22 protein-coding genes are annotated in these 21,458 nt (G+C 58.4%); 13 read left to right on the top strand and 9 right to left on the bottom strand.

The annotated features are described in order from the left end of the window. Nucleotides 1–22 precede the first annotated feature (22 nt). From PH552_RS31220 to PH552_RS31175, 10 genes are all read left to right on the top strand, one after another. The gene (locus PH552_RS31220) at nucleotides 23–877 is read left to right on the top strand and encodes a transporter substrate-binding domain-containing protein (RefSeq protein WP_113251012.1); all 855 of its coding nucleotides are present in this window, start codon (nucleotides 23–25) and stop codon (nucleotides 875–877) included. Between the two features lie 80 nt (nucleotides 878–957). Beyond that, nucleotides 958–1,677: an ABC transporter permease gene (locus PH552_RS31215; protein ID WP_285166556.1), complete on the top strand. Its 720-nt coding sequence runs from the start codon at nucleotides 958–960 to the stop codon at nucleotides 1,675–1,677. Beyond that, the gene (locus PH552_RS31210) at nucleotides 1,677–2,417 is read left to right on the top strand and encodes an ABC transporter permease (protein ID WP_285166555.1); all 741 of its coding nucleotides are present in this window, start codon (nucleotides 1,677–1,679) and stop codon (nucleotides 2,415–2,417) included. Before PH552_RS31215 ends, PH552_RS31210 begins: the two co-directional genes overlap by 1 nt. Next, nucleotides 2,414–3,181 (top strand): ABC transporter ATP-binding protein, encoded by a 768-nt coding sequence (locus tag PH552_RS31205; RefSeq protein WP_285166553.1) that lies wholly within the window; start codon nucleotides 2,414–2,416, stop codon nucleotides 3,179–3,181. The genes PH552_RS31210 and PH552_RS31205 overlap by 4 nt, the downstream gene beginning before the upstream one ends. 67 nt (nucleotides 3,182–3,248) lie before the next feature. Beyond that, nucleotides 3,249–4,073 carry a transporter substrate-binding domain-containing protein gene (locus PH552_RS31200; RefSeq protein ID WP_483315518.1) on the top strand — a complete coding sequence of 275 codons (825 nt, stop codon included), beginning with the start codon at nucleotides 3,249–3,251 and terminating at the stop codon, nucleotides 4,071–4,073. A 335-nt stretch (nucleotides 4,074–4,408) separates the two neighbouring features. Continuing rightward, nucleotides 4,409–5,152, top strand: a complete 744-nt coding sequence (locus PH552_RS31195) for a FadR/GntR family transcriptional regulator (RefSeq protein ID WP_285166549.1) — start codon at nucleotides 4,409–4,411, stop codon at nucleotides 5,150–5,152. 169 nt (nucleotides 5,153–5,321) lie between these two features. Beyond that, nucleotides 5,322–6,389: an ABC transporter ATP-binding protein gene (locus PH552_RS31190; protein ID WP_285166547.1), complete on the top strand. Its 1,068-nt coding sequence runs from the start codon at nucleotides 5,322–5,324 to the stop codon at nucleotides 6,387–6,389. Nucleotides 6,390–6,543: 154 nt separating this feature from the next. Further along, nucleotides 6,544–7,857, top strand: a complete 1,314-nt coding sequence (locus PH552_RS31185; protein ID WP_285166545.1) for an ABC transporter substrate-binding protein — start codon at nucleotides 6,544–6,546, stop codon at nucleotides 7,855–7,857. A 65-nt stretch (nucleotides 7,858–7,922) separates the two neighbouring features. Beyond that, nucleotides 7,923–8,858 (top strand): carbohydrate ABC transporter permease, encoded by a 936-nt coding sequence (locus tag PH552_RS31180; RefSeq protein WP_285166543.1) that lies wholly within the window; start codon nucleotides 7,923–7,925, stop codon nucleotides 8,856–8,858. A 15-nt stretch (nucleotides 8,859–8,873) separates the two neighbouring features. Then, complete coding sequence (locus PH552_RS31175; protein ID WP_285166542.1) at nucleotides 8,874–9,773, top strand: carbohydrate ABC transporter permease; 900 nt, start codon at nucleotides 8,874–8,876, stop codon at nucleotides 9,771–9,773. Nucleotides 9,774–9,878: 105 nt separating this feature from the next. Here PH552_RS31175 and PH552_RS31170 read toward each other — a convergent pair whose 3' ends face one another. The 9 genes from PH552_RS31170 to groES form a co-directional block, all read right to left on the bottom strand. Beyond that, nucleotides 9,879–10,388, bottom strand: coding sequence for an Hsp20/alpha crystallin family protein (locus PH552_RS31170; RefSeq protein ID WP_285166541.1), 510 nt, complete (start codon nucleotides 10,386–10,388; stop codon nucleotides 9,879–9,881). 94 nt (nucleotides 10,389–10,482) lie between these two features. Continuing rightward, complete coding sequence (locus PH552_RS31165; RefSeq protein ID WP_285166540.1) at nucleotides 10,483–10,959, bottom strand: Hsp20 family protein; 477 nt, start codon at nucleotides 10,957–10,959, stop codon at nucleotides 10,483–10,485. 150 nt (nucleotides 10,960–11,109) lie between these two features. Then, nucleotides 11,110–11,415, bottom strand: coding sequence for a hypothetical protein (locus PH552_RS31160; RefSeq protein ID WP_285166538.1), 306 nt, complete (start codon nucleotides 11,413–11,415; stop codon nucleotides 11,110–11,112). 3 nt (nucleotides 11,416–11,418) lie between these two features. Further along, entirely contained in the window at nucleotides 11,419–13,629 is a 2,211-nt protein-coding gene (locus PH552_RS31155) for an amylo-alpha-1,6-glucosidase (RefSeq protein WP_285166537.1), read from the bottom strand. A gap of 13 nt (nucleotides 13,630–13,642) precedes the next feature. Then, complete coding sequence (locus PH552_RS31150; RefSeq protein WP_285166536.1) at nucleotides 13,643–14,737, bottom strand: glycosyltransferase family 4 protein; 1,095 nt, start codon at nucleotides 14,735–14,737, stop codon at nucleotides 13,643–13,645. Nucleotides 14,738–14,823: 86 nt separating this feature from the next. Further along, nucleotides 14,824–15,237 (bottom strand): hypothetical protein, encoded by a 414-nt coding sequence (locus PH552_RS31145; protein WP_285166534.1) that lies wholly within the window; start codon nucleotides 15,235–15,237, stop codon nucleotides 14,824–14,826. 292 nt (nucleotides 15,238–15,529) lie between these two features. Continuing rightward, complete coding sequence (locus PH552_RS31140) at nucleotides 15,530–15,769, bottom strand: hypothetical protein (protein WP_112340245.1); 240 nt, start codon at nucleotides 15,767–15,769, stop codon at nucleotides 15,530–15,532. A gap of 57 nt (nucleotides 15,770–15,826) precedes the next feature. Continuing rightward, nucleotides 15,827–17,455, bottom strand: coding sequence for a chaperonin GroEL (gene groL, locus PH552_RS31135; RefSeq protein ID WP_285166533.1), 1,629 nt, complete (start codon nucleotides 17,453–17,455; stop codon nucleotides 15,827–15,829). Between the two features lie 56 nt (nucleotides 17,456–17,511). Continuing rightward, a complete protein-coding gene (gene groES, locus PH552_RS31130) occupies nucleotides 17,512–17,826 on the bottom strand; it encodes a co-chaperone GroES (protein WP_112345505.1) in 315 nt (104 codons plus the stop codon). A gap of 279 nt (nucleotides 17,827–18,105) precedes the next feature. Between groES and PH552_RS31125 the strand changes: the two genes are divergently transcribed. The 3 genes from PH552_RS31125 (at nucleotide 18,106) to PH552_RS31115 (ending at nucleotide 21,252) form a co-directional block, all read left to right on the top strand. After that, the gene (locus PH552_RS31125) at nucleotides 18,106–18,378 is read left to right on the top strand and encodes an usg protein (protein WP_112345504.1); all 273 of its coding nucleotides are present in this window, start codon (nucleotides 18,106–18,108) and stop codon (nucleotides 18,376–18,378) included. Between the two features lie 505 nt (nucleotides 18,379–18,883). Beyond that, entirely contained in the window at nucleotides 18,884–20,815 is a 1,932-nt protein-coding gene (locus PH552_RS31120; protein ID WP_113251799.1) for a methyl-accepting chemotaxis protein, read from the top strand. Between the two features lie 227 nt (nucleotides 20,816–21,042). Then, complete coding sequence (locus PH552_RS31115; protein WP_181592455.1) at nucleotides 21,043–21,252, top strand: hypothetical protein; 210 nt, start codon at nucleotides 21,043–21,045, stop codon at nucleotides 21,250–21,252. Nucleotides 21,253–21,458 lie beyond the last annotated feature (206 nt).

Below are 21,458 nucleotides of genomic sequence, written 5' to 3'. Positions count from 1 at the left end.
GGCCGAAAAGAGGGAACTGAAAATGAAGAATAGAAACCTGTTTGCTGCTATGTTCGGCGCCATTGCCTTCCTGGCTCCGCTTGCGGCCGGCGCCAAGGACTGGACGCATGTCAAGGTCGGCATCGAAGGCTCTTTTCCGCCCTGGAACCTCATGGATTCCAGCGGCAAGCTGGCCGGCTTCGACGTCGATCTCATCAATGACCTCTGCAAGCGCGCCAAGGTCGATTGCGAACTGATTGCCGGCGAATGGAATGCGATGATCCCGAGCCTCAATGCCGGCAAGTTCGATCTGGTGATGACGCTCGGCATCAACGAGAAGCGCAAGCAGGTGGTCGATTTCACCGTGCCCTATGCAAGCGGCGTTGCGAGCTTCCTGCTTGTGAAGGATGGGCCGGTCGCTTCCCTGCCGATGACCGGCGAACGGCTGAATCTGAACGATAAGGCCAAGGCCGACCCGGTGATGGGTGAAATCGGCAAGGCTCTCAAGGGAAAGACCGTCGGTGTGGTCCAGTCGACCAGCCAGGAGCAATTGATCAACGCTTATTTCGGATCCGATGTCAGCGTGCGCGCCTACAAGAATTCCGGCGAACGTGACCTCGATCTGAAGGCCGGGCGAATCGATGCCGGTTTCGACAGCGGTGTTTACGAAACCTCCGTACTCGGCAAGCCTGGCAATGACGACCTGATGATGTCCGGCCCATTGGTGAAGGGCGCGATGCTGGCAACCGAAGTCGCGCTCGGCATGCGCAAGGGCGAGATCGATCTGAAGGCTAAATTCGATGATGCCATCAAGCAGGCGGCCAAGGATGGCACGATCAAACAGCTCTCCGAGAAATGGAGCAAGATCGACCTGACGCCGACCTTCGACACCAATTGAGCGCTCTTTGTCCGCGTCACCCTTAGTCGAGGCTAGACAATGTTACTTGCCGCAAAAGTCCGCTCTCCCGGGGCTGTATCATGAACCAGCCAAGTTTATTTGAGCTTGCTGGCTTCGGTCCGGAAGGCTGGGGGCATGCTCTTCTGGCCGGAGCGTGGATGACCATTCTGGTTGCCATAGCCGGTTATGCCGTTGGGGCCTGCATCGGCACGATCGGGGCATGGGCCAAGATCGCCGGCAACGGTTTCGCTCGCGCCACGGCCGATGCCTATACGACGGTGCTGCGTGGCATTCCCGATCTGCTGGTCATCTATCTCTTCTATTTCGGTGGCAGTGCCGCGGTCACGGCGATCGGCAAGCTTTTCGGCGCGGAAGGCTTCCTCGGCTTTCCGGGTTTTCTTGCCGGTTCGCTGGCCGTGGGCGTCACATCCGGTGCCCAGTTTACGGAAGTGCTGCGAGGCGGGTTCAAGGCGGTACACCCAGGCGAGATCGAGGCTGCCATTGCTTGCGGCATGCCGCGCTGGCTTCGCCTGCGGCGGATCACTGCGCCGTTGACCCTGCGTCATGCGCTTCCCGGTCTCGGCAATGTCTGGCAGGTCGTCTTGAAGGAGTCGGCACTGGTGTCGATCACCGGTGTCGCCGAACTGCTGCGTCAGGCCCAGGTCGGAGCTGGATCCACCGGGCTTCCATTCGATTTCTACCTGATCGCCGGCGCGATCTATCTGATGATCTCGACCCTTTCGAGCCTCATCATCCGGCAGGCCGAGCGGCGCCTGTCGCGCGGCGTGAGGAGGCGTTGATGGATTGGCAGTTTCTCGCAGAAACATTCCTGAGCCTGATCGCTGCAATCGCGCTGACGATCGAACTTGCCGTGACGTCGATCTGCCTCGGCGCCATTCTGGCGCTGCTGCTGGCGCTTGCCCGTCTCTCTGGCGTCGCCGTGCTGGATTGGTTCGCGCGGCTTTATGTCTTTATCTTCCGCGGCACGCCGTTGTTGGTGCAGATATTTCTCATCTATTACGGCCTCGGCCAGTTTCCGGCCATACGGCACAGCATTTTCTGGCCGTTCCTGCGTGATCCCTACTGGTGCGCGGTTCTGGCGCTGACCTTGAATACCGCGGCCTATGCCAGCGAAATCATTCGCGGCGGCCTGCTCTCCGTACCGTATGGTCAGATCGAGGCTGCCCGCGCTTGCGGCATGCATCGCTTCCTGATGTTTCGCCGCATCGTGCTGCCCTTGGCGATCCGCCAGGCCTTGCCCGGCTATGGCAACGAAATGATATCGATGGTCAAGGCGACGTCGCTTGCCTCGATCATCACGCTGATGGAGGTGACGGGCGTTGCCGCCAAGATCATCTCGGAGACCTATAGGGCAATCGAGGTCTTCGTGGTGTCCGGGGCGATCTATCTTGCCATCAATTTCGTGCTGACGCGTCTCATTCAATTTGCCGAATACAGGCTGAGCCCGCATTCGCGCGCTCCTCTTGCCGTCACCCAAGAGAGTGCCGCAACGGCGACCCCTGCAGGAGAACCACAATGACGGCCACGCCCATCGCACTCAGCGTGCGCGACATGCACAAGAGCTTCGGGCCTGTCGAGGTTCTCAAGGGCATTTCCCTGGATGCAATGGAAGGCGATGTCGTTTCCATTCTCGGCTCGTCCGGTTCAGGAAAGTCGACCTTCCTGCGCTGCATCAATCTGCTGGAGACGCCGGATTCCGGTGAGGTGACCGTTGCCGGCGAAACGATCCGTATGCAGCGCAATGCCCGCGGCGTGCACCGTGCGGCGGATGGAAAGCAGGTCGACCGGATCCGCTCGCAGCTCGGAATGGTGTTCCAGAGCTTCAATCTCTGGTCTCACAAGACGATCCTCGAAAACCTGATCGAGGCGCCGATCCATGTTCAGCGCCGCTCGCGCGCCGAATGCATCGAGGAGGCCGAGGCGCTGCTCGCCAAGGTCGGCATTGCCGACAAGCGCAATTTCTATCCCGCCCACCTTTCCGGAGGCCAGCAGCAGCGTGCCGCCATTGCGCGCGCTCTCGCCATGCATCCGAAGGTGATGTTGTTCGACGAGCCGACGTCCGCGCTCGACCCCGAGCTTGTCGGCGAAGTGCTGCGCGTCATGCGCTCGCTTGCCGAGGAGGGGCGCACGATGCTGGTCGTCACACATGAGATGGGTTTTGCGCGCGATGTCTCCAGCCGCGTCATCTTCCTGCACAAGGGCGTCGTCGAAGAAGACGGCAAGCCCCAGGACGTCTTTTCGAACTCGCGATCGGAGCGCTTCCGCCAGTTCATCAGCCAATAACGCACCACGCTCAATCAAGAAGGGGAACTCGAGCATGAAATACCTGACTGCAATTCTGACGGCGTTCATGATGATCGCCACCTTTGCCGTTTCGACCGCCGTACGCGCCGACGAGAAGAAATGGACACATGTGACGATCGCGACCGAAGGCGCGTTTCGTCCATGGAACTTTACCAAGGCCGATGGCAGCCTCGACGGCTACGAAATCGAGCTGATCAAATATTTCTGCGCCCATATGAAGGTCGAATGCACGACCGTGATCCAGCCATTTGACGGCATGATCCCGGCGCTGAATGCCGGCAAGTTCGATGCGATCATTTCCGGCATGTCGGCGACTGCCAAGCGCGAGGAAGTCATTGCCTTCAGCGATTCCTACGGCACGACGGGGCAGACTTTTGCGGCATTGAAAGACTCTCCGCTTGCCAACCTGCCTTTGAAGGGCGAAGTCTTTTCGCTGGCAACGGATGAGGCCGGCGCCGCCAAGGCGGTGAAAGAGCTTGAACCCTTGCTCAAGGGCAAGACGATCGGCGTGCAGACCGCATCGATCGCTGCGACCTTCCTCGATAAATACCTGAAGGGCGTCGCCGATATCCGTGAATACAAGACGACCGAACAGCACGATCTCGATCTGAAGGCCGGCCGCGTCGACCTCGTCATGGCATCCATGGCTTATCTTTCGACCGCGGCGGCAAAGCCGGGCAACGAGGACATGATCGTCGCCGGCCCGCGTTTCCAGGGGGGCATGCTCGGAAGAGGCAGTTCCGTCGGTCTGCGCAAGGACGATACGGAGTTGAAAACCATGTTTAACGATGCGATCGCCGCAGCCAAGGCGGACGGCACGATCGCCAAGCTGTCCCAGAAGTGGTTCGGCTTTGATGTTACGCCGAAGTGAAACGCGATTGTAATCGATGATCCCGCGCGGATTTGCGGGTTTATTGAAGTTGAGTGCAGCCAGGTTGGGTGCAGCAGCTTCCGACGCAATCGAACGGTTCCAAGCCCGGCCTAGCCGCCGGGCTTCATAGTTGGTAAGGGGCACCTCGAAAAATCATTGCGGCAGGGATCTCTCGGCGGCTGCTAGCCATTTCTGCCGTGAAGGGCATAGGCCGTTCCTCGTTCCCTTTATGGTTGGTATCAAGTTGGTTATGACAACGAAATTGTCTTGACGGATTTCCGCAACGATCTTTAATTAACTGATCTGCTGGACCAACCAGTAGACCGGGGGGCGCGATGGACGGAAGTCCGATCTTGACCGAGGTACCGAATATCGCGCGGAGCCTCGCCCGCCGGACGGCGCGTGACGTCATCGCCGAGAAGCTGATGGTCCTGATCGCCACCAATATGTTGCGGCCGGGCGACGAGCTACCGGGCGAGCGCGAATTGGCCAATGTTCTTCATGTCAGTCGCGAAACGGTGCGTGGTGCTATTCAGGCGCTTGCCGCGCAGGGCATTATCGAGGTTTCGCATGGCAGCCGCAGTCGCGTCTGCGAGGTCGATCTCAGCCACATTACCGTGACGATCGCCTCTTCCAATTCAATTGACGGCTACGATCTGGAATCCGTCCACGCTGCCCGTCTTCATATCGAACTCAAGGTTGTCGGCGACGCCGCCGAGCGCATCGATGACGTCACCCTGGCAAAGCTGCAGGTCCTGCTGGAGGCGCAGCGTCTCGGGGGCAATGACGCGATGCGTTTCCTGATCTGCGACCGCGAATTCCACGTCGCCATCTATCGGGCCTGCGGAAACCCGCTGCTTGCGGCCTTCGTCACCGATTTGTACACCTACATGATGAATTACCGCCGCCACGCCATGGCCAAACCGGGTGCCATCGAGGCGAGCTACAGCGATCATCTAGCGATCTTTGAAGCGCTCGCTCGCCATGATCGAGACGCCGTCGTTGCGGCGTTCGAGCATCATCTGACACGTATTTACGACACGACCAAGGTTCAATTGGCGAGCGGCAATCCGGTCTGATCTGACCAGCATGAGAAGGTCTGTCTGAGATGCACGTGAGGGAGATAAAGATACCGGTCGTCGCCCGGGGATAGAATGTCGAAGTCGGATTGATGCGTTCTGGCGGTTGGTGCCTCGGAGGAGGGGTGATCGCAAGTCAAGGAAGTCAAAGGTTCTGGGAGGGACTTTTATGGCAGGTGTCGAGTTTATCGATGTCAGGAAATCATTCGGGGCGTTCCCGGTTATCAAGGGTGTGAACATCGAGATTGCCGACGGGGAATTCGTGATCCTGGTCGGGCCGTCCGGATGCGGAAAATCCACGCTTCTGCGAATGCTTGCCGGGCTGGAGAACATTTCCGCCGGCGAGATCCGTATCGGCAATCAGGTCGTCAATGGAGTGGCTCCCGGCGACCGCGACATAGCCATGGTGTTTCAAAATTATGCGCTTTATCCGCATATGTCGGTGGCCCAGAACATGGCTTTCTCGCTGATGCTCAAACGCGCGCCGAAAGCGGACATGGATCAGCGTGTCAAGAAAGCGGCGGAAATCCTGGGTCTGACCAAACTTCTCGATCGCTATCCCCGCCAGCTTTCCGGCGGTCAGCGCCAGCGTGTCGCCATGGGCCGGGCGATCGTGCGCGATCCCCAGGTCTTCCTCTTCGACGAACCGCTTTCCAATCTTGATGCCAAGCTGCGGGTCGCCATGCGCGCGGAAATCAAGGAGCTTCACCAACGTCTTGGCACCACGACCGTTTACGTCACGCATGACCAGATCGAGGCCATGACGATGGCCGACAAGATCGTCGTCATGCATGACGGCGTCGTGGAGCAGGTGGGAAAGCCGCTGGATCTCTACGACACGCCCGCCAATCTTTTCGTGGCAGGCTTCATCGGTTCGCCGGCGATGAACATGATCAAAGGCCACCTCGATACGAAGAGCGATAGCCGGTTCATCGCGTCGGACGGAACTGTCCTGCCCGTTGCAAATCCGCCCGCCGGCGCAAAGGGTCGGAATCTCGTCTATGGGTTGCGTCCGGAATACATCATGCTCGATGCCGATGGGCTGCCCGCGGAAATCATCGTGATTGAGCCGACAGGCTATGAGACGCAGATGACGGTTCGGTTCGGCGGCAGCGATGTCAACTGCATCTTCCGGGAGAGGATCAATGCCAAACCCGGCGATACGCTGCGCATTTCCATCGATGTGCCGCATGTCCATCTCTTCGACGCCGAAAGCGGTCAGAGATTGACGATCTGATGTCGCTTCGGTGGGGAGCCGGAAGAGGAGGAGTCTCCCTGCTCACCCATCGATGCGGAAGCATTCGGCCGGTTCGAATGCAATAGTCGTCGTTCACCAAACGGGAAGGTGGGCGCCGGGGGAAATTGCTCCCGTTTTTCAAAGGAGGAGTATCATGGCATTCAAGAGACGTGACTTTCTCGCCGCATCGGCGGCAGCGGCCGGTATTGCCGGCCTCGCGCCACTCGGTATACGCCCATCGTTCGCCCAGGCCGAACCCGGCTACACGCCTGAAAAGGGCGCAAGTCTCAGGCTTCTTCGCTGGACACCCTTCGTCAAGGGAGATGAGGATGCCTGGCTTGCCAATACCAAGAAATTTACCGAGGCCACGGGCGTCGAAGTTCGTATCGACAAGGAAAGCTGGGAAGACATCCGACCGAAGGCCGCCGTCGCCGCCAATGTCGGTTCCGGCCCCGACATGGTCATGTGCTGGTTCGACGATGCACATCAGTATCCTGACAAACTCGTAGACCTGACCGAACTTGGCAACTACCTCGGCAACAAATACGGCGGCTGGTATGACGGCGTGCGCGGTTATGCAACCCGCGGCGACAAGTTCATCGCCATGCCGCTAACCGCGATCGGGAACGCCGTCGTTTATCGCGACAGCCACGTAAAGGCCGCCGGTTTCAGCGAATTCCCCAAGGATACCGCGGGATTCCTTGAGCTCTGCAAGGCCATGAAGGCCAAAGGCACGCCCGCCGGCTTCCCGCATGGCAAAGCGGTCGGTGACGGCAACAATTACGCCCATTGGCTGCTTTGGAGTCATGGCGGCAAAATGGTGGATGAAAGCGGCAAGGTGACCATCAACAGCCCCGAAACGCTGGCTGCAATCCACTACGCGCAAGCTCTCTATGCGACCTTCATCCCCGGCACGGAAAGCTGGCAAGACATCAACAACAACCGGGCTTTCCTTGCCGGGCAGGTATCGCTGATCGCCAATGGCGTTTCGGTCTATTACGCAGCTAAAAAAGATACGAAGCTTGCCGAAATCGCGGCCGATATCAGAACCACCAACTTCCCGATCGGTCCGGTCGGCAAGAGTGTCGAACTGCATCAGACGAGCTCGCTGGTTCTCTTCAGCCATACCAAATATCCGGAAGCAGCCAAGGCCTATATCAAGTTCATGATGGAAGGCGACCAGATGAACGCCTGGATCCAAGGATCGAGCGCCTATTGCTGCCAACCCTTGAAGGCCTTTGCCAACAATCCTGTCTGGACCGCCGATCCCGTCCATGCACCCTATGCACGCGCATCGGAAACGCTGCGCCCGAACGGCTATGCCGGTCCGCTGGGCTATGCTTCGGCAGGTGTGATGGCCGATTACGTGCTCGTCGACATGTTCGCCGCTGCCGTGACCGGCCAGATGACGCCGGAGGATGCGATGAAAGAGGCTGAGCGCCGCGCAAACCGTTACTACAAGGTTTGATCCCCGCGAAGATCTGCAGCATGCCGGCACCGGCATGCTGCGACTGTCCATTAGGAGATAAAGCCATGTCGACCGTGACATCCGCCGATACGACGCGCAGTCCGATCCGATCGCTCATGCAGAACAATAATATGCTCGGCTTCCTCTTCATGTTGCCGGCGGCCATCTTTCTGGTTTGTTTTCTCACCTATCCGCTGGGACTTGGGGTCTGGCTCGGTTTCACGGACACGCGGATCGGGCGCGCCGGCAGCTTTATCGGTTTGGAGAATTATCAATTCCTGGCCAATGATTCCGTGTTCTGGTTGTCGGTCTTCAATACGTTGGTCTACACCTTCATCGCCTCCATCCTGAAATTCGTGCTCGGTCTTTGGTTAGCACTGCTTCTCAATCAGCATTTGCCGTTCAAGTCGTTCTTCCGGGCGATCGTGCTTCTGCCCTGGGTCGTTCCGACGGTGCTGTCGGGACTGGCATTCTGGTGGATTTATGATTCCCAATTTTCCATCATCTCGTGGTCCCTGATGAAGGTCGGACTGATCCACGGCCCGATCAATTTCCTCGGCGATCCGACCAATGCGCGGATTTCGGTCATCATCGCCAATGTCTGGCGCGGCATTCCCTTCGTGGCGATTTCGCTGCTCGCCGGCCTGCAGACCATTCCCGCCTCGCTGCAGGAGGCGGCGTCGCTTGATGGCGCCACAAGCTGGCAGCGTTTCCGTTATGTAACGCTGCCGATGTTGACCCCGATCATCGCCGTCGTGATGACGTTCTCCGTGCTGTTCACATTCACGGATTTCCAGTTGATCTATGTGCTGACCAAAGGCGGACCGGTTAATGCGACGCATCTGATGGCGACGCTCTCCTTTCAGCGCGGTATCCCCGGAGGGCAGCTTGGCGAAGGTGCGGCAATCGCGGTGGCGATGATCCCGTTCCTGCTCGGTGCCATCATGTTCAGCTTCTTCGGTCTGCAGCGCCGCAAATGGCAGCAGGGCGGACAGGACTGAGATCGGGAGAACGCCATGACCATCAAAGCCGAAACGGCCAATCCCGTTCTGACCGACGACATCCAAGGCATGGGTTATCTGAACCGCCTGCCTCGCCGTATCGTCATGCTCTACCTGCCGATGGCGGTCTTCGTCTTCGTGCTTCTGTTTCCCTTCTACTGGATGGCGATAACGGCCATCAAGCCGAATGCACAGTTGACCGACTACAATAATTACAGCCCCTTCTGGGTCGTGGGACCGACGCTCGATCATATCAAGTACCTGTTCTTTGAGACTTCCTATCCAGGCTGGCTCTGGAACACGATATTGGTGGCGGTGGGGTCGACCGCGCTGTCGCTGCTGGCGTCGATTTTTGGCGCCTACGCAATCGAGCGCGTGCGCTTTACCGGCTCTCGTTCGATCGGGCTGCTGATTTTTCTAGCCTATCTCGTTCCGCCTTCGATCCTGTTCATTCCCTTGGCCTTCATCGTCTTCAAGCTTGGAATTTACGATTCCAGACTTGCGCTCATCTTCACCTATCCAACCTTCCTCATCCCATTCTGCACATGGCTGCTGATGGGTTATTTCAGATCGATACCCTTCGAGTTGGAAGAAAGCGCGCTGGTCGATGGCGCCAGCCGCTGGCAGATCCTTGTCAAAATTATCCTGCCGCTGGCGGTGCCCGGGTTGATATCGGCCGGTATCTTCGCCTTTACGCTGTCCTGGAACGAGTTCATCTATGCGCTCACCTTCATTCAATCATCGGAAAACAAAACGATCCCTGTGGGTGTTCTGACGGAATTGGTTCGCGGCGATGTCTTCGAGTGGGGTTCGCTCATGGCCGGCGCATTATTTGGTTCATTGCCGGTCGTCATCCTGTACTCTTTCTTCGTCGACTATTATGTTTCGTCGATGACTGGTGCAGTGAAGGAATGATGATTGCTGCGGCAGCAGATCGTTCGTGCAGCAGTGACCGCCGGGAGATGCCGGCGCAATCAGCCGGCGGCCGCCATTGGGCCTGCCGCCGGCTGATTGGAACGATCAGTTCTTGATGGCGATGCGCTTGACCTGCGATTGCGCCTTCTCGCTCTTCGGCAAGGTCACGCTCAGCACGCCATTTCGGAAGCGGGCATCCACCTGGTCTTCCTTGACCTCGATACCGAGCGGTATGCGGCGCTCGAATCGGCCGTAATAGCGCTCGGAGAACTGGCGATCCTTGTCTTCGGTCTCGGAACGCTTTTCACCCTTCAGCGTCAGGACGCCGTCATTGAGCAGGACCTCGATGTCCTTCTCCTCGAGGCCGGGTACCTCTGCCGTCACCTTGATCTCCTTGTCGGTATCTGAAATCTCCACGCTTGGCCAACCGGCGCTAAACGCGGAGCCCTTGCCGAAAGACGGCAGGCCCGAGCCGAAGCCGCGGAAGACATCGTCGAAGAGGCGGTTCACCTCGCGATGCAGCGACAGGAAAGGATCACGGTCGTCATCGCGCAGGAGACTTGAAACCTGGTTGCCATTGTTGCGGCTCCAGGGAATGAGATCACGAACACTCATCGTATTTCTCCTTTCTGCTGGTCTGTTGGCAAAACTTGCTCGCTGGCGCCGAGCCTCGCCCGGCGCCTTTGCGCGTGTCGAACTGGTGGAAGGCCTAAGCCGCGTGCTTCTCAGTCTCGATCTGCTTCGTCTCGGCTTTCGGCAGAGCCATATCCGTCGAAATCTCGATCCGGCGCGGCTTCATCTCTTCGGGGATTTCGCGCTTGAGATCGACGGTCAGCAGACCGTTCACGAGACCGGCGCCCACGACCTTGACATGATCGGCGAGCTCGAACCGGCGCTGGAACGCGCGGTTTGCGATGCCGCGATGCAGATAGTGGACCTCTTCGCCGTTTGCCTTCTGACCCGAAACGACGAGAAGGTTCTGCTCCTGTGTGATCGTCAGTTCGTCCTCGGAGAAACCCGCCACTGCCATGGCAATGCGGTAATCGTCCTCACCGGTCTTGACGATGTCGTAGGGCGGCCAGTTGTCGATCGTATCGACGCGGCTCGCAGCTTCGAGCGCGTTCAACATTCGGTCGAAACCAATGCTCGACCGGAACAGGGGAGAAAAATCGAGGTTTGTCCTCATAGCCATATCCTCCTTATAAGCAACATGGATACAAGGAGGCGCCAAGAGCACATGGCGCCTCCTGGACTTCGTCGATTCCCATTGGGCAATCGAACAATATTCATATAATTCCGTGGCTTGCCGGTTTCAAGAACAGATGAATCATCCGGCTTAAAAATTTGATCTCTCATTATCGTCACCAAACTCCTGCTGAGGAAAATGAAGGAGCAATTGGCTATGACCATGACTTTTGACGGCGTGGCCGTCGTCCTTGGACCTGTCGGTGAAGCGCTGAGCAGAGATTATCGCGGCCGGCGCGACGTGATCTGCGCTCGCCCAGGCAATTTGCGTGAGCCGGTAATAACGAAGCGTTGATAGGCGAAGGTGGACATCTGCCGGCAGACAGGGGGTGGTGATTTGCTGACGGCCGGCGAGGACGATCAGCCCGACGAAGCCGACGGGCCGAGGGATCGCCATTCGTCAAGTCGTCGTGATCACCCGAACATCGCCTTGACGATCGACGACGTCGACCACGAATTGGCGGCCGGATCGGCGGATAGCGATGTCAGCCGAACCGTCGCCGATCCGCAGGCGTCGCAGGAGCACCTCATCGAGGAAAGAAGGCAGCTGTGGCTCGTTGAAGCTGACGTGCTGCGCGTTCGGGTCAAAGTCAAGGCCCAGGCACGATTGCAGCAGGAAGAGCGGCGCGGCGGCCGCCCATGCCTGAGGGGAGCAGGCGACCGGATAGAAGGTCGGTCCTTGCGCCTGCTGGCGCGGCAACCCGCAGAAGAGTTCGGGAAGCCGGCGCAGGTCGATATAGGTCGATGCCGCAAACAGGCCTTCGAAAATCCGCGCAGCTTCGGTGCGATGACCGTAGCGGGCAAGGCCGGCGGCAATCAGGGCATTGTCGTGCGGCCAGATCGAGCCGTTGTGATAGCTCATGGGATTGTAACGTGCCTCGGTCGAGGCAATGGTGCGGATACCCCAGCCGCAGAAGGACGAAGCACCCATCAGCGTCCGGGCAACGACGCGTGCCCTTTCGGGATAGGCAATGCCGGTGAAGAGGGCATGTCCGGCATTGGAGGAGCGAACCCGGCAGGGCCGTTTATCTCCGTCCAACGCAAGTACATAGGTGCCGAGTTCCTCATCGAAAAAGCTCGTGTCGAAAGCGCGGCGCAAGCCCTCAGCCCTCGCGAGGAATTTCGCGGCTCGTTCCGTTTTGCCGAGCCGGCGAAAGATTTCGGCAGCCGCCTGCCAGGTGCCGTAAAGATAGGCCTGAACCTCGGCGATGGCGATCGGTCCCCTCGCAAGCATGCCGTCGATGTGGAAGATGGAATCGTGGCTGTCTTTCCAGGCCTGATTGATCAGGCCCTCTTCTGTCCGTCGTCCATATTCGACGAAACCGTCGCCGTCTCGGTCACCATGTTCGTCGATCCAGGCAAGGGCCGCCTCGATAGCAGGGAGCAGCGACTGGATCGTGGCAAAATCAGCCGTGCGTTTGAGATATTCGCCAGCCAGCAGCACGAAGAGGAGCGTGGAGTCGATACTGCCATAATAGCGGCGGAAAGGCACCTCGCCGAGTTCGGCCATCTCTCCATAGCGGACCTCGTGCAAAATCTTGCCCGGCTCCGCATCCGCGATGGGATCGATCTCCGTCGCCTGGTTGGCTGCCAGATGGCCGAGCACCCCACGGGCGATCTGCGGATCGAGCCAGAGCGTTTCCAGCGCGGTGATCAGGGCGTCGCGGCCGAAGACGGTGCTGAACCAGGGAATGCCGGCATAGGGATAAGGTCCTTCCGGCTTGTCGGTCATCAGCATGTAGAGATCGGAGACGCTGCGGCGGACCACCTCGTTGAAGATCTCGTTGGACGTAACGATCGATGCCGCGCGCGAGGAAGACGAACGCAAGGCTCGGCGTGCATCCCTGAGCGCAAGGAAAAAGGAACGGTGGCTCGGCCTGTGGTCAGCGACTTGATCGCAGCCTATCTCGACGAAGAATGATCGCGTCTCATGCGGCTCAAGATCGAGGTCATAAAGAACATGATCGCCGCGAATTTGCTTCGGCCCTGGATCAAACCAAACGCGGGTCGACCGCTTTCGCTCATCAAGCCCGATATAGGAAAGCAGGATCGAATCCTGCTCCACAACGGGGGTAAGATGGCGACCTCTGCGTGCTCTCACAGTCCCGCGGACTTCGAACAGGTCGGCGAAATCGGCCGCAAATACGATTTCGATACGAACATGCTGCCGCCGATCGTCATAATTCCGGATGGCCAGCCGCTCATAGCAACCGCCATTCCACAAGAATCGGGATCTGCGAAGATGAATGAGATCATGACCGAGGGTGAGCTTACCTTTTTCGTCGAAGAGATCGGGATTGGTGAGATCGCAGATGAGCATCGCGTTGTCGTCACGCAGCGTCGACGACAACAGCATCGGCCGCTTGCCGTTGATCGTCAGATAGAAATGCGAGAGATAGCGCGTATCACGATGGAAAAGGCCTTCCGGGCTACCCGGCCCGGAAAGCGCATCGCCATTGTGGTCGAAGACGGCGAAGGTATCGCCGTGCTTCAGGGTGCGCGGTCGCCGCTCCTGCAGGGATGCGGTTGCCGGGATGAAGAACTGCGCCGCCGGGGCGGCCGGCTCTGCCGGCGCGACGGATGGCTTGCTGTCCACAGAAGCGGTCGACATGCTGCTATGTCTCCTACGCCACGACCTGGAGATCCAGATCCTGACCGTTGGCGCGGCGCAGCGACGCCGCCTTCGTGCGAACGCCGGGCAGGTTACGATAGATAGCGAGATAATCTCGCGCCATCCGTTCTGCGCTGAAACGCCGTTCGAAGGTTGCGCGCACCTTGTTGCGATCCATTCGCAGTGCCCATTCGACATTCTCGGCCGCTTCGGTAACGCTATCGACGACGATGCCTGAAACACCGTTGTCAATCACTTCCGGAACCGAACCGGATCCGAACGCGACCACCGGGGTGCCGCATGCCATTGCCTCGATCATCACCAGCCCGAATGGTTCGGGCCAGTCGATCGGGAAAAGCAACGCGCCGGCGTGCCCAAGGAAATCGGCCTTCTGGTGCTCGTTGATTTCGCCGATGAACTCGACGTTCGGATGGCTCTTGACCATTGGCGCGATCACCGTGTCCCAATAGGCCTTGTCCGCATTGTCGATCTTGGCGGCGATCTTCAGCGGCATACCAACCTTGGCTGCGATGCGGATGGCGCGATCCGGACGTTTCTCGGGGGAGATTCGTCCCAGGAAGGCAAGATAGTTGCCTTTGGGCTTTGCCGTGAAGGAAAGAAGATTGGTCGGAAGACCGTGATACACCGTCCCGGACCAGTTGACCGGTGGCATCGGGCGACGCTGGTCATTGGAGATCGATACCAGCGGGATATCTGGAAAAGCCTTGTAGAAAGGCTTGAGATCCGGCAGGTCGAGGCGTCCGTGTAGCGTCGTGACTGTACGATCCGCAAACTCCCGGATCAGCGGGAAATGCAGGAGATCGATATGGAAATGCAGGACATCGAACTCATGCGCCCGCCGGCGGATTTCCTCCAGCAGGACGACCTGATGCGGAAGATGGTCCTTGACGGACGGATTAAGCCTGAGCGCGACGTCCGAGCACGCCACCAAGGTAGCGTCGGTCATGGAGTCTCCGCTGGCAAACAGCGTGACGTCATGACCCTGACGGACAAGTTCTTCAGTGAGATAGGAAACGATGCGCTCGGTTCCTCCATAAAGCTTCGGTGGAACGCTTTCGGCAAGCGGCGCAATCTGGGCGATCTTCATCGGCAAAACCTCCTCATAAGAGCAAAGAATGGACGGCAAAAATCGGGGTAGCGTCCTAAGCAGGCACGCGTTTACAGGGCGGAAGTCTAGACTTCTGATAGCTGGCGGCGGCGCCCTCCCTTTCGCAGGTTATTGGAAACAAAACGGTTGGCAAAATGGCGCAGCCGCGAGCCATGACGATGGAGTTTACCGGCTGCCGTAGAGCGCAGCGAGATCATGTCTTGGCTATCATCCAAGGCCTTCAAGGCCGCGATGATGTCGTCATAGGAGACGATATGGTCTGCGCCTGGAACGCGCCGAAAGCCCGGCATCGATTCAATTGCAAATATGTCCGACGCCCAGGACGCAAGAATGGCGCGCTTGTGATCCCTGGCGATGTGCTCTGCCGCCAGAACGTCGCGCGGATGAGCAAAATGTCGGGCAGGATGCAACAAATGCGCTGAGGTGATTGCAGCGGTGGATTGGTCGGCTACTGTGATATTGTCGGTTTCCTTTCTCATATCTGGCTCCATCGATGTCTGGTCGCTGAGCTCTTGCCACGTCAGGGAGCTTCAGCTCGGTGTCCTGCCTCCATGAGCGCCCGTCTAGCAAGAGAATTGCTTTCGATTTCGGATAGGGCTGCCGCACGCAAGGCTGACGGCTCGTGCATGCCTCTGCGATAATATCGTGCGACCGTCGCCATGATCCGAGCAACGGCTGTGGGGTCTCGTGAGACTCCCCTATCGCGAGCGATCGCTTTGACGACGTCGACGCACATCCGCAAATCTTCCCGTGAAAGAGAACGATGGTTGTTCATCCTTCCGCCACCTCCGGAAAAGTGCCGCGTGCACCCTGAACCAATATTTTCAGCTGCTCCGGGTTCCTGACACCCTGACGATACAACTCCATCAGGATTGCGGCGATGCGCTCGCCTTCTTCCGATTTGCGCGGGATATCCGCTGCTGCCCGGATCTCATCGAACACGCGCTGGCAAAGTTCCAGATCACGTGCATCCAGCGGCGCATTTGATCTTTTGATGATCGTCTGAACCATGGTGATCTCCGTCGTGAAGCCCGCTCCACCGTCCGGCGGAGCGGGCACTTCAAGCTGTTAGAAGTCCATTCCTGCTCCGGCCGGCAGCGCCGGTGCCGCTTCCTTCTTCGGCTTTTCCGCGATCATGGCTTCCGTCGTCACCAGGAGGCCGGCAACGGAAGCTGCGTCCTGAAGAGCCGTGCGCACGACCTTGGCCGGGTCGATCACGCCTTGCGCATAGAGATCGCCATATTCGCCGGTCTGCGCATTCCAGCCGAAGGAGAAGTCGCTCTTCTCTCTGAGCTTGCCAACGATGATCGAGCCTTCGGCACCGGCATTTTCCGCGATCTGACGCACCGGTGCTTCGATGGCACGGCGCACGATATCGACGCCGACACGCTGGTCATCGTTTTGTGTGGAGAGCCCGTCGAGTGCTTTGACCGCCCGAAGCAAGGCAACCCCGCCGCCTGGCAGTATGCCTTCCTCGACAGCCGCACGGGTCGCGTGGAGCGCGTCGTCGACACGGTCCTTCTTTTCCTTCACTTCGACTTCGGTCGAGCCGCCGACGCGGATGACGGCAACGCCGCCAGCGAGCTTGGCAAGACGTTCCTGCAGCTTCTCGCGGTCGTAGTCGGAGGTGGTTTCCTCGATCTGAGCCCTGATCTGGGCAACGCGGCCTTCGATGTCGGACTTGGCGCCAGTGCCGTCGACGATCGTCGTGTTTTCCTTTTCGATCGAAACCTTCTTGGAACGGCCGAGCATGTCGAGGGTGACATTCTCCAACTTGATGCCAAGATCTTCGGAGATGACGGTGCCGCCCGTCAGGATGGCGATGTCTTCCAGCATGGCCTTGCGGCGGTCGCCGAAGCCCGGAGCCTTGACGGCAGCGATCTTGAGGCCACCGCGCAGCTTGTTGACAACGAGGGTCGCAAGCGCTTCGCCTTCGACGTCTTCAGCGATGATGACGAGCGGCTTGCCGGTCTGAACGACGGCTTCGAGAACCGGGAGCATGGCCTGCAGGTTGGAGAGCTTCTTCTCGTGAATGAGGATATAGGGATCCTCGAACTCGACCCGCATCTTGTCCGCGTTGGTCACGAAATAGGGGCTGAGATAGCCGCGGTCGAACTGCATCCCCTCGACGACTTCGAGTTCGGTCTCGGCGGTCTTGGCTTCTTCAACCGTGATGACGCCTTCATTGCCGACCTTCTCCATCGCCTCGGCGAGATATTGGCCGATCTCCTTGTCGCCATTGGCCGAAATGGTACCGACCTGCGCGATTTCGGAATTGCTGGTGATCTTGCGCGCATTGGTCTTCAGCTCTTTGACCACCGCATCGACGGCAATGTCGATACCGCGCTTCAGGTCCATCGGGTTCATGCCGGACGCAACGGCTTTCGCACCTTCCTTGACGATCGCCTGGGCAAGCACGGTCGCGGTCGTGGTGCCGTCGCCGGCGAGATCGTTGGTCTTCGACGCCACTTCGCGTAGCATCTGGGCGCCCATGTTCTCGAACTTGTCTTCCAGTTCGATTTCCTTGGCGACGGAAACGCCGTCCTTGGTGATGCGCGGTGCGCCGAAGGACTTGTCGATGACCACATTACGTCCCTTCGGACCAAGGGTCACCTTGACGGCATTGGCGAGCACGTCGACCCCACGCAGCATGCGTTCACGGGCGTCGCTGTGGAATTTGACTTCTTTCGCAGCCATTTCTTTAACTCCTCAATAGGCAGCTATTATTGACTGATTGTTTCCTGATCAGGTGCTCAGGCGGCCTGTTTCTGCTCAGCCTGGGCTTCAATGATGCCCATGACATCGCTTTCCTTCATGATCAGCAGATCTTCGCCGTTGATCTTGATTTCCGTGCCAGACCATTTGCCGAACAGGACGCGATCTCCCGCCTTCACGTCGAGTGCCTGGATTTGGCCTGACTCGTTGCGCGCGCCCGGGCCGACGGCGATGACCTCGCCTTCCTGCGGCTTTTCCTTGGCAGTGTCGGGAATGATGATACCGCCCTTGGTCTTTTCTTCCGAATCGACGCGGCGGACGAGAATGCGATCATGAAGCGGTCGGAACGACATATTTTCCTCCGTAAGACAAAAAAGATGACGTTGATCCCCTCACCGGACCGGATGACCAGTCCGGGCGGGTGCAAAACCTCGTTGGAGCTTTTTGCGCGAAATGATCTGGTTTTGGGATTTTTCGATTTCAAGAGGGATAGAAGAAAAAATTAGCACTCATTTTGAGTGGCTGCTAACACACTGGAAAGGAACAGGAAACTGGCATTATGCGTTGGAAATCCCGTTGAGGGCCGTAAAAATTTGCGCCACCATCCGACTGTCATGAAACGGAGATGAAGCATGCGATTTTCATCGGATCTGGAGCATCAGCTCAATGGCTATGGACTTACCACCGCGCATATCCTCTACCGCATTCCCGAATTCGAATCCGTCCTGCAGACCTATGTCTGGCAGAACTATGATCTTGCGCCTGATTTTCCTGAAATGCACAAGTTTCTGGACTTCTGGCAAGCGAGCCTCGACGGGCCGCTGCATTCCGTCCGCTATACCCACCAGCGTCTGATCGGACCAAACGAATGGCGCCGGGTCGAGGGTGAGTTCAAGCTGCAATGAGGGTGAAGCCGACATTCTCCCTTCTAAGGTCTTCGAAAGCCGAGACCCAATGAGCTCATTGAAGGCCATAGCCACTTTGCGGCGATGTCGACTAACATGGCCGAAGCGGGACATCGCTGCCGGCATTGCCGCCGATCCGTCAGAACCACAGGCCTTTGCGTAGCGCACATAGGTCGGCATCGGCGGACGTCAGCATCATTCCCAACAGCATCATTAGACATACCCCGGTGCGCCAAAACTCAACGGTCCGCTCCCGGGGAGAACTTCCGGAGAGCCCTTCGGTGAACCCATAGGTGTTATAGTAGTATTTATCAGGTCTATCTTGATGTATATTTTCTCATCGACGTGAAATATCAACTCTTGGCGGTGTGTATAAAACTAAATAATATCATCTTAGTTGTATTTCGATCATTGAGCATAAAAATTATTAGTGATCGACATATTTTGACGGATAATTAACAACGATCCCACATCCTTCTCTTGAGGAAATCTTGGGATATGTTTCATGGCATCGATCCAGCAGAAAATCATCCTTGCAAGTGTGGCAATATTTGTGATTGCGGGCGGCGCAACCGGTGTGGGCATATGGTCCGCCTCGACCCTGACGCAGAATGCCGAGAAAATCGCAGGATCGGCTCAGATCCTGCGTAATCACATGCAGGCAGATATGATGCATGACGCTTTGAGGGCGGATGTGCTGGCTGCATTGCTTGCTTCCGATCCCGCATCCGGCATCGGCTTTGAAGCAGTCAACTCGGATCTGTCGGAACATGTCACGTCATTTCGCGAGATGATCAAGGCCAACAAGGCGCTCGCGACGGATCCGGACACCCAAAAGGTGCTCGCCAGCGTCGAACCTCCGTTGCTGGCCTATATCGACAACGCAACCAAAATGGTCGCGACGGCGGAGAAGGATTCGGCCGGCGCCTTGAAGGCATTGCCCGATTTCATGAAGCAGTTTTCCGCTTTGGAAACTGCCATGGAGGACGCGGGCGATCAGATAGAAAAGGTATCGGAATCGATCTCGGCAGAGAGTACCCGCACAGCAAATTTCATTCGCGGCTTCATGCAGGGGCTTCTAGGGCTGACAGCGCTGTTCGCCATCATGCTCTTCGTATTGTTCCGCAGGACGGTGTGCAAACCCATCCTGGCGCTTTGCGTGGACATGGCCAAGCTCGCGGGCGGCGATACCAATATCGCTTGCACGGGCATCGGCCGACACGACGAAATAGGGACGATGGCGCAGGCCGTTGACGTATTCCGCAAGGCAGCGATCGCCAACGGCCAGCTCGAAGCGGACGCCGCAAGGGACCGTCAGCAGGCGGAAGCCGACCGGATCGCTGCCCAGCAGCAGGCGGAAGCCGATGCGGCGGAGCGTCTGCGGGCCGCAACATCCGGTCTTGCCATGGGGCTCAAGAGATTGGCCTCCGGGGATCTTTCCTTCCAGCTCGACGAGCCATTCGCCCCCGATTTCGAAGCTCTTCGCCACGATTTCAACACGTCGCTGCAGCAATTGAGCAGCACATTGCAGGCGATTGCCGAGAGCATCGTGTCGATTGACAGCGGCACGCAGGAGATCTCTTCCGGAGCCAACGATCTTTCCCGCCGAACGGAGCAGCAGGCAGCATCGCTTGAAGAGACCGCCGCCGCCCTCGATCAGATTACGGTCAATGTAAGCAATTCGAGCAAGCGGACGGAAGAAGCACGGGCGGCAGCAACGGCTGCCGATCATAGCGCCACACGGTCGGCCGACGTCGTCAGCAAGGCCGAGGAAGCCATGCAGCGAATAGAGAGTTCCTCCCAGCAGATTTCCAACATCATCGGCGTGATCGACGATATTGCCTTCCAGACCAACCTGCTTGCGCTCAATGCCGGTGTCGAAGCGGCGCGCGCCGGCGAAGCTGGCAAGGGATTTGCGGTCGTAGCGCAGGAAGTGCGGGAATTGGCGCAGCGCTCCGCGGCGGCGGCAAAAGAGATCAAGGCGCTGATCAATGCTTCTTCGGCCGAAGTCGATGGTGGCGTGAAGCTCGTGCGTGAAACGGGTGTCGCGCTGAAGGAAATCGGTGAGCGTATCTCGGGCATAAACCAGCACATGAACGCCATCGCCGCATCCGCCAAGGAGCAGTCGACAGGCCTTGCCGAGGTCAATGCCGCGGTCAATACGATGGATCAGACGACACAGCAGAATGCGGCGATGGTCGAGCAGTCGACGGCAGCCTCCGCCGCACTTGCCGCTGAGGCCAGCAAGCTGAGCGAACTCGTATCTCAATTCCGCCTCGAAGCCGCAGCCTCCGCCAGCTCGGCGATCCTGCGACAAACGGCGCGCGCCATGGCAGAGCCATCGCGGCGCGCTTCATCCGCCGAGCCGGTTGCGCAAATGGCGCGCAGAGCGGTCGCCGCCGGCGGCCGAGTCGCTTCCGAGTGGACGGAGTTCTAGGCGCACCATGGAGCTCAGGGCAGAGGAGCGCTTGTTCGCACGCTCTGCCAAATGACAGCAATCCGAACATTGGCTAAGGCCGTCGCGCAAAGTGTGTGGCGGTTTTGCGACGGCGGGTATGCGCTGGAGAGACGGTTTTGAAATCTCGAACCACTTGCTCTGGCCGACCAGCACTCAATAGCTGAAATCCCATCTATGACATGCAGCTCCACAGAGAGGAGCGCGCCGTGATGGGAGCCTGTTCCCTCGATGATGTAGGCGATTGCGACTGGAACGATGAGCCCGCCGATATCTCCTTCGGCATGGAAGAGGCCGCCGGTCAGGCCGATCGCTTCCTTGGGCGCGGTATCGGCAACGAAGGCGGGCAAGGATCGAGTTTCGCTAATAAGCCGGCTTACAAAAAAGAAAGCCGCATTTGGCACCCGTGTTCAGACTAAGGTCCATGTTCAATGCATTTCTCTTGAGCTATGGCCATTTTGCCCCCGGTCGCCTTCACCACAATTAGTGTGGGCGGTCAGCCCTGTCACCGGAGTAAGCTCCGGTGACAGGGCACTAATCTCGTTGACTGATCGCCGGCCGCACGTCTCATGGGCCGACAACATGTCGCCTTGCCTGTTCGCCTAGACAAGCCGAGCCGTATCTT

Origin of the sequence: Rhizobium aureum (assembly GCF_030182495.1) — a bacterium.
Classification (GTDB): domain Bacteria; phylum Pseudomonadota; class Alphaproteobacteria; order Rhizobiales; family Rhizobiaceae; genus Rhizobium; species Rhizobium tropici_C.
The sequence above is the reverse complement of the archived record's forward strand: the minus strand, read 5'-3'. Positions and strand labels throughout refer to the sequence as shown.